Raw genomic sequence first — 12,946 nt, 5'->3', positions numbered from 1 at the left:
GTCGGCCCACGGAGGCCGACGATCGCAGCGGCCCCATGATGGCCAATCCCGCTGATGCTCCACTGACGCCCCGCTGTCGCCCGGACCGGGGATCGCCTCAACTACGTCAGCGGACCACCGACTTGGTCGCCTTGCTGGTGGCGGAGCCGCCGGCGTGGCCGGTGCGGCGGGCGGTCACCTTCACGGTGATCTTCTTGCCTCGCTGGGCGGACTTCAGGGTCAGCGAGGACTTGGTCGCGCCCGAGATCGCCTTGCCGTCGGCGTACCACTGGTAGGCGTACGAGGTCGGGGCGGGCGTCCAACTGCCCCTCGCCGCCTTGAGGGTGCGGCCCACCTTCGCGGTGCCGGAGATCGTGGGCTGCTTGGTGGCCTTGGGCGCGCTGCCCGTGGCGACCTTCACCGACGCGGGCGTCGTGGAGCCGTCGGCGTGACCGGTGCGGTGGGCTGTCACGGTGACGGTGACGTACTTGCCGAGCAGCGAGGCCGGGACGGTGTACGTGGACGACGTCGCGCCCTTGATCGCCTTGCCGTCGGCCTTCCACTGGTAGCCGTAGGAGCTCGCGGCGGGCGTCCAACTTCCGCTCGTGGTGGTCAGCTTGGCGCCGACCTTCACGGTGCCGGTGATCTTCGGTGCGGTCGTCACCCTGGGCGCCGCGCCCTTGGCGACCGTGAGCGCCGCCGAGGTGGCCGGGACGTCCGCCGTGCCGGTGCGGCGGGCCGTGACCGTGACGCCGATCTTCTTGCCGAGCAGCGAGACCGGGACGGTGTAGGTGGAGGCGGTCGCGCCGGTGATCGGCTGCCCGTCGGCGTTCCACCGGTAGGCGTACGACGTCGGGGCGGGGGCCCAGGTGCCGGGGGACGCGGTGAGGTGGTCGCCGACGCGGGCGGTGGTGCCGATCGACGGCGGTGCGCTGTTGCGGAGCGGGGCCGGGGTGACGGTGAAGTCGCCCTGCGCGTACTCGGCTGCCTTGTGGTTGATGACGCTCGCGCTCCAGGCGCCCTCGGCCGCGCCGGACAGGTCCAGCTCGGCGGTCAGGGTGCGGCGGTCGGGCGAGACGGAGACGGTGGTCCCGGTGATCTCCCGGCCGGCGTTGCGCAGCACGACACGGTCGTCCTTGTGCAGGGCGGTGCCGGTGACCGTGACCGTCGTCCTCGTACCGGAGACGCCGGTGGTCGGGGCGAGCTTCTTGACGGTCACCCGCTCCAGGCCGCAGAGCCCCGGGCAGACCGCCTCGGCCTTGTAGGAGGTCCGCGACGCCTTCTCCGGCAGGGAGAGGACCAGAATGCTCGGGGTGAGCTCCCTGGAGTAGCTCTCGATCACCGAGCACGAGTAGCCGCCGGGGGTGGCGTACGTGCAGCCGTTGTCGAGGCTCGGGTCGTACAGCGCGGGCACCGCCGTGTCGGTGGCGCCGGTCGTGTCGCTGATCTCCATCTTGAAGCGGTCGCTGTACGCGGTGGGCAGCGCGGCGCAGACGGCGGTGTGCTCCTCGTCGAGGTTGCCGGTGACCGGGCCGTACCCGTAGGCGATGCTCGCGACCTTCTCGCACTCGGCGGCCGGTCCGTCCGGGCCCGCGATGCGCAGGGCGTCGAAGCGGTACGAGTCGGGTGCCTTCAGCGTCGCGGGGACGGTGACCAGGACCTGGTAGTGGGTGGAGCCGGTGACGGCGCACGCCTGGTTCTTGTTGCACAGGGCGTTGCCGTCGGAGCCGTACACCACCGCGTCGGCGGTGCCGTTCGGGTCGCGGACGTCGATGTGCAGGACGTCCTCGGCGTCGGCGGTGGTGACCTGGCGGCAGCGCAGCTCGCCGGGGGCGCCCGGGGTGCCTCCGGCGGACGGGCCGCCGGGCTTCGTCGCCGGGTTCGCGGTGCAGCCCTTGGCGGTCGTGGTGACGTCGCGGCGGGCCAGGACGTACTCGGCGGGGGCGTCGCGGCCGGTGACCAGCACGGTGTGGGCGACGCCCGGGGTCAGTGCGCAGGTCGTCCAGGAGGAGACGGAGGCGCGGGCCGAGCAGATCTGCTTGCCCCGGACGTCCATGACGGTGAACTGGGCGAGGGACGTGGTGCCGGGTGCCGCCCGGAGCTGGATGTTCTCCTGGGTGCTGTGGTCGTTCGCCGGAATGCTCAGGCAGCGCGAGAAGACGCCGTCGCCGGTGGTGACGCGGGCGGTGGGGCCGTTCGCGGTGAAGTCGCCCGCCGGGAAGGCCGGGCAGTCGCCCGCCGCGTCGGTGCGGTGCAGGACGAGGGTGTACGGGCCGGTCGGCTTCGACTCGCTGGTGGTGGACACCAGGGCCCGGAACGGGGCCCTGCCGGTGAGCCCGCAGGTCCCCTCGGTGAGGTGGGACGGGGCGCAGCGCTGGACGCCGTCGGCGTCGACGACGGTCACGTCCGGGTGGGGCGCGGGCCCGTTGAGGGGCTCCAGCGCGGCCAGCCGGGCGCCCTCGGGCAGCGGCAGGGACAGGCAGTCGATCTCGCCGCCGACGGTGAACCCGGAGCGGTGCACACCGAGTCCGACCGGCTCGCAGCCGGTGGTGGCGGAGTGGTCGACGATCAGGGTGGGGGCGTCGGTGAAGACGGTGTATTCACCGGCCGCGGGGAGGGTGCAGACGTCCCAGGTGGCGCAGGCGGTCCTGCCGTCCCGGTCGTACACGGCGAGCGCGGACCGGACACCGTCGTGGACGGCGTACGCGTCGTAGCGCCCGGCGGCCGGGGCGGTGAAGGTCCGGCAGCCGTGGGCCGGATCGGCGGCCGTGGGGCCGGAGTTGTAGCCGTTCAGCGCGGGGTGGGTGCAGCCGGCCGGGTCGGAGATGCGTCGGACGGCGAGGGTGTACTCGGCGGGGAAGCCGTGCTCGGCTTCGCTGACCTGCGAGAGGACCCGGTAGGGGCCGTCGCCGGGCAGTACGCAGCCGTCGCTGTCGTCCTCGTTGAAGTGCGGGCAGATCCGGGCGCCGGTCTCGTCGGTGATCCAGGACAGGCTCTGGCCGTACGCGGTCGTCCTGATCTTGTTGGTGATCCGCTCCCCCGGCCGGCCGGCGAACGGCTGGCACTGGATGGCGGTCGGACCCGCCGCCGAGCCGACGACGGGTGCGGTGTCCCAGGACGTGCCGGTCTCCGGCGCGCAGCCCTCGGTGGTGGCGAGGGGGACGACGGCGACGGTGGGCGTGCTCGGCTCGGACCAGCCGTTGAGCAGCCGGAGCGTGAAGTCGCCCGAGCGGGGCAGTCGGCACCAGCCGGCGCCCCACTCGGGGTCGTAGCAGTCGATCTCCGTGTCGCCGTCGAAAACAGAGGCGTACGTGCTGGCGTTGGCGCCGCCGACGACCACGACCTTGTGCAGCCCGGCGGCCTCGGCCGTGAACGTGAAGCAGGCCGTGCCGTCACCCGGGATCGTCGGCCTGCCCCGAGCCGGGGCGGCCTCGCCGAAGCCGGAGAGCGGCAGGGCGGCACAGTCCTCGTCGGCCGCCGTCGCCGCGGGGGCGTACGCCTGCGCGGCGCTCGCGGGTACCAGCAGCGGGAGCAGGACCGACAGCGCGAGCAACAGCGCGGCGTACGCCGCCGAGCCCACCGGTCTCCCGGTTCTCGCCGCCGCGCGTGGGTGGTTGGGCATTCCGTTCCCCCCGGACCGGTGAAATGTGTGCGATTCGTAAAGACAGAGTGCGCACGATGATCGCACACGCGTTCCGGGGGTGATCCGAAGGTGTCCCTCGTCGCGGGCTACTTGCCCAGTACCGCCTTCATCACGCTCTTCGCGATCGGCGCGCCCAGCCGGCCACCGGAGATGTCCGACCGGGAGATGTCCATGTCCGTCGGGTCGATGAACACCGCGACCGCCACCGACCGGCCGTCGGAGTTCTTGCCGTACGAGACGAACCAGCCGTACGGCACCTCGTCGTTCACATTGACGCCGCGCTGCGCCGTGCCGGTCTTGCCGCCGACCGTGACACCGTCGATCAGGGCACGCTGGGCGCTGCCCTCCTTGGCCGTGAACTCCATCATTTCCTGGACCTTCTTCGCCGTCTCCTCGGACACGGCCTGGCTCTTGAGCTTCGGCTCGTTCTTCTCCAGGACCGACAGGTCGGGGCCGCGCAGCTCGTCGACGATGTACGGCTGCATCAGCTTGCCGTCATTGGCGAGGGCGGCGGTCACCATCGCCATCTGCATCGGCGTACTGGTGAGGCTGCCCTGCCCCATACCCGTCAGCGCGGTCCCGGGCTTGTCCAGTTCCTTCGGGTAGAGGCTCTTGGTGGCGAGCATGTCGCCGAACTCGTCGGAGTAGACATCGGCGTTGAAGCCGAACTTCTCCGCGGTCTCACGCATCTTCTCGGCGCCGACCTTGGACGCCGCGTCGAGGAAGACGTTGTTGCAGGAATACTGCATCGCGGTCTTCATGGACGCCTTGTCGCACACCGCGTCACCGGCCTCGCTGCCGATCCGGTTCGTGGAGAGCGGCAGGGGGTACGGGGAGACGGCGTCGGTCCGGGCGTCGACATCGGTGACCACGCCGTTCTCCAGGGCCGCGGCCGCCGTGAGGATCTTGAACGTCGAGCCGGGCGGGAAGGTCTCCCGCAGCGGGCGGTTGGCCAGCGGCTTGCTCTTGTCCTTGACGAGCGCCTGGAACTTGTCGCCCTCCTTGAACGAGTTCCCCGCGAAGACGGACGGATCGTACGAGGGGGTGGAGACGAGGGCCAGCACCTTCCCCGTGTTCGGCTCCAGTGCCACGACCGCGCCCCGCGCCTTGAGATCGGTCAGCCCCTTGTAACCGGCCTTCTGCGCCTTCGGGTCGATCGTGGTGATCACGGAACCGCCGCGCCGCTTCTCGCCGGTGATGATGTCCTTGGCGTGCCCGAACGCGAACCGGTCGTCCTGGCCGCTGAGGATGCTGTCGTACGTCTTCTCCAGGAGGGACATGCCCTGCGCCTGCGAGGCGTATCCGGTGACGGGGGCGTACATCGGGCCCTGCTTGAAGGTCCGCCGGTACTTGAAGTCCGTCCCGTCGACCGCCTTGGAACCGGTGACCGCGTCGCTGCCCACGATGATGTCGCCGCGCGGGGTGGCGAACTGGGCGATCTTCACCCGGCGGTTCTTCTCATGAGTGGCCAGGGGCTCGCTGTCGACGTACTGGAGCCAATTCGCCCGCAGCAACAACGCCATCACCAGCAGCCCACAGAATATGGCTATGTGCCGCAACGGCCTGTTCATCCTGATCCACTCCCGCGCTCACGAACATTCGATCCCTGATAGAGAAAGATGCCGAACACGGGCAAAAGGTTGCACCCGCAACCACTTCGGAGGGTGCCGGGCCGGAGACCTGGGGGCCCGCGTGGACTTGGCACGCCCACAGGCTGGGCGTCAGGGGATACGTGTCGCGCAGGGTGCGCACGGTCAGCGGACGTTCTACGTGGTCGTGCAGGGCGAGCAGGCTGCCGGAGGGCCGGCCGGGATCGCCGGGCGCATGGCAGGAGAAGTGCGCGTACGCGTGCCGGGGCAGGGCGGAGACCACCGCGGAGCGGGTCGCGGCAGCGCCCGTCAGCGGTGTGGCCCCGGGCGGCAGCCGGGCCAGGTGCTCGGCCTCGCGCCGGGTGCCGGGCACCGGATGCCGGAGCTGTTCAGGAAGGCCGGCTGAGGCCCGGGCGGCCCCTGTCGGCCCGGCCCCCTGTCACAGGTACTCCGCGTAGGCGTCCAGTGCCCGAAGCACCTCCGCCTCGCCCGCCGGGGGCAGTTGGAGGACGACCTCCTCGATGCCCAGGTCCGCGTAGTGCGTCAGCTTGCCCGCGCTCGGGAGCACCGCGTACGGGACGAGCTGGAGGTGCTTCGGGTCTCGGCCCGCCGCGTCCCATGCCTCGCGGAGCTTCGGTACGGACTCGGTCAGGCCCCGGCCGCCGATGGGGAGCCAGCCGTCGGCGTACTGGGCGATGTGGGCGAACAGCTTCGGGCCGGCCGCGCCGCCGATCAGGGTGCGGGGACCGTTCACCGGGCCGCGGGGGCGCTGGACCGGCTTCGGGTACGCGTGGCTGGCCCGGACCGAGCCGAACTCGCCGTCGTAGGCGGTGGGTTCGTCCGTCCACAGGGCACGCATCTGGGCCATCCGGTCGCGGACCAGGTCGCGGCGGGCCGGCCAGTCCACGCCGTGGTCGGCGGCCTCCTCGACATTCCAGCCGTAGCCGATGCCCAGTGTGAAGCGGCCGCCCGAGAGGTGGTCCAGGGTGGCGATCTGCTTGGCCAGGTCGATCGGGTCGTGCTGGGCGACGAGCGTGATGCCGGTGCCCAGGGTCAGGTGCTCGGTGACGGCGGCGGCCTGGGCGAGCGCGACGAAGGGGTCCAGGGTGCGGCCGTACTCGGGCGGGAGTTCACCGCCGGCCGGGTAGGGGGTGTCCCTGCTCACCGGGATGTGGGTGTGTTCGGGCAGGTAGAGCCCGGCGAATCCACGCTGTTCGAGCTCGCGGGCGAGCCGCAGCGGCGTGATCGTCTCGTCGGTGAGGAAGATCGTTGTGGCGATCCGCATACGAGGACACCTCCGTCGTGATCCGGTGAGGGCCCCAACGTATGCCGTCGGGTGCCGGGCGGTCCGGCTCATCGGCGTTCTTCCGGAGTTCACCGGGTGCCGTCAGGGTTCGGGGGCGACACCCCTTGCCACTCACGACACCCGGGGAGCCACTCGTATGTCCGTATCGCATTCCGCTCACGGCCACCCGATGGCCAGGCGCGGCCTTCTCGTCGGGACGGCCGCCACCGCTCTAACGTTGGGCACTGTGAGCTTCGCCGACGCCGCGCCACCGAACGACGGCACCGACGGCGGCCCGGACCGGACCAGGACCGTGCGCGGCACCCTGCCGACGGGGTCGCCGGACTTCGTGTACCTGCCGGTCGAAGTACCGCGCGGAGTACGGGAGATCGCGGTCTCGTACACGTACGAGCGGACGCCGGTCCCGGCCGGGACGCCGGGCAACGCCCTCGACATCGGCATCTTCGACGAGCGCGGCACCGAACTGGGCGGGCACGGGTTCCGGGGCTGGTCCGGCGGGGCACGCACCGGCTTCTTCATCCGGGCGGACGAGGCGACGCCCGGCTACATCGCGGGGCCGGTACGGGCCGGTACGTGGAACATCGCGCTCGGCCCGTACACCGTCGCCCCCGAGGGGCTGCCGTACGAGGTGACCATCACCCTGCGGTTCGGGCCCGCCGGTTCGACGCCGGAGCCGGTCCACCCACCGGAGCGCGCGAAGGGGCGCGGGCGGGCCTGGTACCGGGGGGACTGCCATCTCCACTCCGTGCACTCGGACGGCAGGCGCACCCCCGCCGAGATCGCCGCCGCCGCCCGCGCGGCCGGGCTCGACTTCATCAACAGCAGCGAGCACAACACGCACTCCGCGCACGGGGCGTGGGGCGGGCTGTGGGGCGACGACCTGCTCGTCCTCACCGGCGAGGAGATCACCACCCGCAACGGGCACGTGCTCGCGGTGGCCACCGACCCGGGCACGTTCGTGGACTGGCGCTACCGGGCCCGCGACAACCGGTTCGGGCACTACGCGAAGGCCGTGCGCCGGGCCGGTGGCCTGGTCGTGCCCGCCCACCCGCACGCCACCTGCATCGGCTGCAACTGGAAGTTCGGCTTCGGCGAGGCGGACGCGGTGGAGGTGTGGAACGGGGCGTACACCCCGGAGGACGAGATCGCCCTCGCCGAGTGGGACAACTCCCTGGTAGCCGCCGCCCGTTGGTCCAAGCCGTGGGTTCCGGCGATGGGCAACAGCGACGCGCACCGGGAGCCGGACGTGGTGGGGCTGCCGCAGACCGTCGTCCTGGCCGACGAACTCTCGCGCGAGGCGATCGTGGCCGGGATACGGGCCGGCCACTCGTACATCGCGGAGTCGTCCGCCGTCACGCTCTCCTTCGGCGTCTTCGGCGGGCGCGGGCTGCACGCCGGAATCGGTGAGCGGCTGCGGGTGGACGGGGACGACACCCCGGTCACCGTGCGGCTGGAGGTGGCCGGGGTGCCCGGCTGCACGGCGCACTTCGTCACCGACCAGGGCACGCTGTTCACGGCCGGGCTGCCCGGGTCGGGCACGGGGACGGTGGAATGGCGTACGACTCCGGCCTACGCGGCCTACGTACGGGCCGAGGTCCGGCATCCGGCGACGGTGCCGGGGCTGCCGGGCGCACTGGCCGCGCTCACCAATCCGGTGTTCCTGGAGGGGCGCTGAGCGCTCGGCCGCCCGCCGGGGCGCGGTCGAGGAGGGGAAGCAGCCGGTCCCGGTGACGCTGCGGCCCGGCGGCGTCGGAGGCGTCGGCGTCGGGCAGGGACCGTGTGCCCCTTGAGCAGCGGCATCAGCCGGTCGACCGCGGGCCGGGCCTCCTCGCCGATGTGCGCGGGAAGTCCGGCCACCGGTGCCGGGCCGTGCCGGTGGAGGAGCTTGGGGGCGAGCGCGCAGTAGCCGTGCCCGGCCGGTTCGCGGGCTTCTCCTCCGGCCCGGACCGCAGGCCGAAGGCGTCCGCGTACAGCAGGGCTCGCGGGAATGAGCGGTCCTCCTTCCTGGAATCGCCCGACCGGCGTCGGTCGGACCACCGATGTCGGCACCGGCGAACGCATATCGTTAGTCGAACTAACGCAACGGGGAGGATGGGTGCCATGACCGGACCCGAAGCCGCAGCCCTGACCGACGACGGCGCGTCCACGACGCCCGACAGACTGCGTCTGCGGGCGAGCCGGCTGCTGTCGCAGCTGTCCACGCGCTCGGACCGGCTGATCTCCGACGGACTGGCGCGGGCCGACGCCCGCAAGTGGCACTACGCCGTGCTCGCCTCGCTCCAGGACCACGGACCGGCCAGCCAGGCGACGCTGAGCAGGCGCACCGGCATCTACCGCAGCGACATGGTCGGCGTGCTCAACGAACTGACCGGGCGCCACCTCGTCGAGCGGGCGCCGGACCCCGCCGACCAGCGCCGCAACATCATCACGATCTCCGCCCGGGGCCGCAGCCGGCTGCGCCGCCTCGACAAGGTCCTGGACGGCCTCCACGACGAACTGCTCGCACCGCTGGACCCGGCCGAACGCGACCAGTTCGTGCGGCTGCTCACCCGCCTGCTGGACCACCACACCGCCCGAACCCCCTGATCAGGCGTTCAGGGCCAACCCGTCGCGGGGCTCCGGCGCATCCGGGCCGTGCTCCTGCCCCTGTTCCCGCTCCCGCTCCCGCTCCCGTGTCGATGCTTCCGCGGTGTGCAGGCGGCGGGAAGGAGCGGTCAGTACGCCGAGGCAGGCGATGACCAGCGCGATGCCGGTCCAGCCGAGGGCCGGCAGATGCTCGCCCACGACCAGCACCGCGAAGACCGCCGCCACGGCGGGTTCCAGCAGGGACAGGGTCGTCGCGGTGCTGACGGGGATCCGGGACAGGCCGTAGCCGAACAGGACGTACCCAGTGAACATCGGCACCAGCGCCATGTAGAGCCCGACGCCCGCGTTCGTCCAGGAGGCGACCAGCGGTGCGCCGGTGGCCAGCAGCACCGGTACGAGCATCAGCCCGCCGAGGCCGAACACCGCCCCCATGGCCGCCCGCGAGCCGATCGAGCGGGTGATGAGACGGTGCGCCGCCCATGCGTACACGGCGTAGGTCAGGCCCGCGACCAGCCCGAGCGCCACCCCGGCGACGGTCCCCCGGGCGGAGCCGGTGCCCGCTCCGGTACCGGCCCGCGCGGCCTCGGCCGCACAGAGCAGCACCGTGCCGGCCAGCCCCAGGGCGGCCCCCGTCAGCCACCTGCGGGACAGGCTCCGGCCGTCGGCGAACCGCTCGATCAGGGCCGAGGCCAGCGGGGCCGAACCGATGGAGACGACCGTCCCGACCGCGACCCCGGCCAGATGCATGGAGGTGTAGAACGCGAGCGGGTACAGCGCCACGCCCGCTCCCCCGACGAGCACGATCCGCCACTGCGCCCTCAGCCGCGCACGGGCCGCCACGATCCGGCGCCCGGCCATCAGTGCCTGGAGCAGTCCGCCCAGACCCATCGCGGCGGCGCCGATCGCGAGCGGGCCCACCTGGGGCGCGAAGGTCGCGGCGGTGCCCGTGGTGCCCCAGAGCACCGAGGCCAGCAGGACCGCGAGCGCGCCCGGGCCCGGGCCGGCGGCGGGCCGGGCGGTGCGGGCGGGCCCGGTCACAGGGCGCCCACCAGGGATGCGGCCAGGTCCCGGGCGTGCCGCATGCGGGTGCCGTCCCCTTCGAGGCCCGCGCGCACGATGGCCCCTTCGAGCAGGAACGCCAGGTGCTCCGCCATGGACCGGGCCTGTTCGTCACGGCCGGGCAGCAGCTCCTGGAGGTGGGCGGCGAGCAGGCCCTCGACCTGTTCCTTGTGCCGGCGGACCACGGTCCGGCCCTCGTGTCCGGTGGGCAGTTCGGCGGCCGCGTTGAGCAGGCCGCAGCCCCTGAAGCCGTGCTCGTAGGCGAAGTCGGCGTGGTCGGCGTAGGCGTCGAAGACGGCCAGTACGCCCGCCGCCGGGCCCCGCGCGTCGGCCAGCCGCCGCCGGTAGAGGCCGAGCCACTCCTCGTGCCTGGCCCGGAGGTAGGCGCAGACCAGGTCGGCCTTGGAGTCGAAGTTGTTGTAGAGGCTCATCTTCGCGACGCCGGCCTCGGCCGTGATCGTGTCGATGCCGGTCGCCGCCACGCCGTCGGCGTAGAACCGGCGCGCGGCGGCGTCCAGGATCCGCCCGCGCGCCGCCCCGCGCCGCCGCTTCACCGGCTGCTGCGGCTTCTCCTCGGCCGTTGCGTCACCCATGACTGCCCGCCTCCTTAATTAGGTAGGCCAGTCTACCTAATTTCTACTTGGCGGCGAGGGCGGCCCCCGCCCGGGCCGGGGCGAGACCGAGCCGCCGCGCGCAGGCCCGGCTCTGTACGACCGCGAGTCCCGCGACCGCCGCCCCGAGCACCAGCCAGCCGGCCGGTCCGGCGGCCATCACCACACCGGTCAGCAGCGGCGGCCCGGCGGACTTCTGGATGGACTGCGACATCCCGGCCACCCCCAGATACGCGGCGCGGGCGTCCTGCGGCGCGAGCAGGACCGCGAGTTCCCACGAACTCACCGACCGCATCAGCTCCGCCAGCGTGGCCAGCAGCGCCGCGGCGAGCAGGACGGCCCCGGCCACCCGGGCCCCGCCCCGGGCGGCCACGGCCAGGAAGCCGCAGCAGGCGAGCGTCAGGACTCCGTACAGCAGCACCGCCCGAACCGCCCGGTGCGGCCCTTCCGCCCGCTTCGACACGCTCAGCTGGAGCACCACGACCAGCACGGTGTTGATGACCAGGAAGGCCGGGACGAGGGCGTGCGGCGCGGAGGTGCAGTTCACCAGCCACAGCGGCAGACCGACGGCGAGGATCGAGTCGTCGAGGTTCATCGGGATGTCCAGCAGGACGAACCCGAGGTAGCCGCGGTCCCGCCACGGACCGCCCCCGCGTACGGCCTCCCGCTCACCCGCGACCGGAGCGGGAGGAGCGGGAGGAGCGGGAGGCGCCGCTCCCCCGGACCGCGCCACCTCGACGGCGCCCCCCGCCGGCTCACCCGTACGCCACACCAGCACCGCGGCGACGACGAACGACAGCGCGTTGCCCAGGATCAGGACCCGGCAGGCGCCCGCGGTGCCCATCGCCAGGCCGATCGCCGCGATCCCGGCGCCGACTCCGTAGCCCGCGTTGGCCGCGCTGCGCGAGAGCGCCTGGTACGCGGCGCGGCGCTCACCCGCCGCCCGGGTGGCGAAGAGCATCTCCAGCGTCTTCGCGGCCCGGTCGCCCAGATAGGTCACGGCGACGACGGGGAGCAGCGCGTCGAAGCCGGTGCACACCAGGACCAGCACGAGCGTCACCAGCCGCAGCAGATGGCAGCCGACCAGCAGCGAGCGCACCGGGAAGCGGCCGGCCAGCCGCCCCGCCAGCGGCGATCCGGCGATGCCCGCGACCCCGGCCACGCCCAGCAGTACGCCGATCTGCTGGGCACTCAGATGCGTGACGAAGGTGAGGTAGAGGACCGAGGACGCGGCCCAGAGCCCCGAGCCGGTCCGGTCCACGGCCAGCGCGAGCAGCATGATCCGCGCATCGCGGCCGCCCGGCGGATTGCGCAACTGGGCCAACAGGCCCTGCCCGCGCTCTTTTCCTCGCCCTTCGCCTCGCCGCATCACACGCCCCCCTCGGGCAGGAGATCTTGAACAGGAGGAAGACTGCCGGAGGAACACTCTCGACGTCAAGATACTTGATGGCGAGATACATTCGGCGTGAGCGGCCCCGGAACCCGCCCCGGTGCGCTTCACGGCCGGGGGCGTCACAGTGGAAGGGAGTACCGGGCGGGGGTTGCCGGAGGAGGTGTCCGGATGGGTGTGACCGGCGACAACGGCGAACGTACGGGCCCGGCACCCTGCTTCGTCGTACAGATCCATCAGGCGCGACGCATGCACTTCGACTTCCGGCTGGAGGTCGACGGCGTACTGAAGTCGTGGGCGGTGCCGTGCGGGCCTTCGGAGAACCCGCGCGTGCGACGGCTGGCCGTGCCCACTGAGGACCATCCGCTGGAGTACCGCACCTTCGAGGGCGTCATCGCGAAGGGCGAATACGGCGGTGGCACGGTGATCGTCTGGGACCAGGGCACCTATCGCCCGCTCAGCCACGACCGGTGGGGCGCGCCCGTGCCGTTCGAACAGTCCCTGGAGGACGGGCACGCGACGTTCTGGCTCGACGGGACCAGGCTGCACGGCGAGTTCGCACTCACCCGCTTCAAGGGCGGCGACGCCCCGGGCGAAGAGGTGTGGCTGCTGATCAAGGCCAAGGACGGACGGGCCACCCGGGACGGCCCCGACACACCGGACCCGTATCTCGCACGCTCGGCCCGCACCGGCCGCACCCTGGCCCAGGTCGCGGCCGAGGAGGGAGGCGGCCCCCCGTGACACACTTCCCACACCTCGCGACTTAGGTTAGCCTTACCTAAA

At 72.5% G+C, this 12,946-nt stretch carries 10 protein-coding genes; 3 read left to right on the top strand and 7 right to left on the bottom strand.

From position 1 onward, the window contains the following. Positions 1-106: 106 nt before the first annotated feature. From ACFVH0_RS23900 to ACFVH0_RS23885, 4 genes are all read right to left on the bottom strand, one after another. Positions 107-3,601, bottom strand: coding sequence for a hypothetical protein (locus tag ACFVH0_RS23900; protein ID WP_385823107.1), 3,495 nt, complete (start codon positions 3,599-3,601; stop codon positions 107-109). A 107-nt stretch (positions 3,602-3,708) separates the two neighbouring features. After that, a complete protein-coding gene (locus ACFVH0_RS23895) occupies positions 3,709-5,193 on the bottom strand; it encodes a peptidoglycan D,D-transpeptidase FtsI family protein (protein WP_385823105.1) in 1,485 nt (494 codons plus the stop codon). Continuing rightward, a complete protein-coding gene (locus ACFVH0_RS23890) occupies positions 5,081-5,584 on the bottom strand; it encodes a CHAT domain-containing protein (RefSeq protein ID WP_385823103.1) in 504 nt (167 codons plus the stop codon). The genes ACFVH0_RS23895 and ACFVH0_RS23890 overlap by 113 nt, the downstream gene beginning before the upstream one ends. A gap of 66 nt (positions 5,585-5,650) precedes the next feature. Then, positions 5,651-6,496, bottom strand: coding sequence for an LLM class F420-dependent oxidoreductase (locus ACFVH0_RS23885; RefSeq protein ID WP_385823101.1), 846 nt, complete (start codon positions 6,494-6,496; stop codon positions 5,651-5,653). A gap of 190 nt (positions 6,497-6,686) precedes the next feature. On the opposite strand from ACFVH0_RS23885, the gene ACFVH0_RS23880 reads away from it, so the two are divergent. After that, positions 6,687-8,192, top strand: coding sequence for a CehA/McbA family metallohydrolase (locus ACFVH0_RS23880; RefSeq protein ID WP_385823117.1), 1,506 nt, complete (start codon positions 6,687-6,689; stop codon positions 8,190-8,192). 425 nt (positions 8,193-8,617) lie between these two features. Continuing rightward, positions 8,618-9,103: a MarR family winged helix-turn-helix transcriptional regulator gene (locus ACFVH0_RS23875; RefSeq protein WP_385823099.1), complete on the top strand. Its 486-nt coding sequence runs from the start codon at positions 8,618-8,620 to the stop codon at positions 9,101-9,103. Here ACFVH0_RS23875 and ACFVH0_RS23870 read toward each other — a convergent pair whose 3' ends face one another. The 3 genes from ACFVH0_RS23870 to ACFVH0_RS23860 are packed head-to-tail and all read right to left on the bottom strand — an operon-like array spanning position 9,104 to position 12,142. Beyond that, on the bottom strand, positions 9,104-10,141 hold the full coding sequence (locus ACFVH0_RS23870) for a DMT family transporter (RefSeq protein WP_385823097.1): 1,038 nt from the start codon (positions 10,139-10,141) through the stop codon (positions 9,104-9,106). Further along, positions 10,138-10,755 (bottom strand): TetR/AcrR family transcriptional regulator, encoded by a 618-nt coding sequence (locus ACFVH0_RS23865; RefSeq protein WP_385823095.1) that lies wholly within the window; start codon positions 10,753-10,755, stop codon positions 10,138-10,140. The genes ACFVH0_RS23870 and ACFVH0_RS23865 overlap by 4 nt, the downstream gene beginning before the upstream one ends. 43 nt (positions 10,756-10,798) lie before the next feature. Continuing rightward, positions 10,799-12,142: an MFS transporter gene (locus ACFVH0_RS23860; protein WP_385823093.1), complete on the bottom strand. Its 1,344-nt coding sequence runs from the start codon at positions 12,140-12,142 to the stop codon at positions 10,799-10,801. Between the two features lie 192 nt (positions 12,143-12,334). On the opposite strand from ACFVH0_RS23860, the gene ACFVH0_RS23855 reads away from it, so the two are divergent. Then, positions 12,335-12,904 (top strand): DNA polymerase ligase N-terminal domain-containing protein, encoded by a 570-nt coding sequence (locus ACFVH0_RS23855; protein ID WP_385823091.1) that lies wholly within the window; start codon positions 12,335-12,337, stop codon positions 12,902-12,904. Positions 12,905-12,946: the final 42 nt, after the last annotated feature.

The organism is Streptomyces sp. NPDC127117 (assembly GCF_042677325.1).
Classification (GTDB): Bacteria; Actinomycetota; Actinomycetes; order Streptomycetales; family Streptomycetaceae; genus Streptomyces.
The sequence above is the reverse complement of the archived record's forward strand: the minus strand, read 5'-3'. Positions and strand labels throughout refer to the sequence as shown.

Excerpts from the sequence above, each read along its gene's own strand:
- ACFVH0_RS23900 (WP_385823107.1), bottom strand. The coding sequence starts at position 3,601 with ATGCCCAACCACCCACGCGCGGCGGCGAGAACCGGGAGACCGGTGGGC.
- ACFVH0_RS23895 (WP_385823105.1), bottom strand. The coding sequence starts at position 5,193 with ATGAACAGGCCGTTGCGGCACATAGCCATATTCTGTGGGCTGCTGGTG.
- ACFVH0_RS23885 (WP_385823101.1), bottom strand. The coding sequence starts at position 6,496 with ATGCGGATCGCCACAACGATCTTCCTCACCGACGAGACGATCACGCCG.
- ACFVH0_RS23880 (WP_385823117.1), top strand. The coding sequence starts at position 6,687 with ATGGCCAGGCGCGGCCTTCTCGTCGGGACGGCCGCCACCGCTCTAACG.
- ACFVH0_RS23875 (WP_385823099.1), top strand. The coding sequence starts at position 8,618 with ATGACCGGACCCGAAGCCGCAGCCCTGACCGACGACGGCGCGTCCACG.
- ACFVH0_RS23865 (WP_385823095.1), bottom strand. The coding sequence starts at position 10,755 with ATGGGTGACGCAACGGCCGAGGAGAAGCCGCAGCAGCCGGTGAAGCGG.
- ACFVH0_RS23860 (WP_385823093.1), bottom strand. The coding sequence starts at position 12,142 with ATGCGGCGAGGCGAAGGGCGAGGAAAAGAGCGCGGGCAGGGCCTGTTG.
- ACFVH0_RS23855 (WP_385823091.1), top strand. The coding sequence starts at position 12,335 with ATGGGTGTGACCGGCGACAACGGCGAACGTACGGGCCCGGCACCCTGC.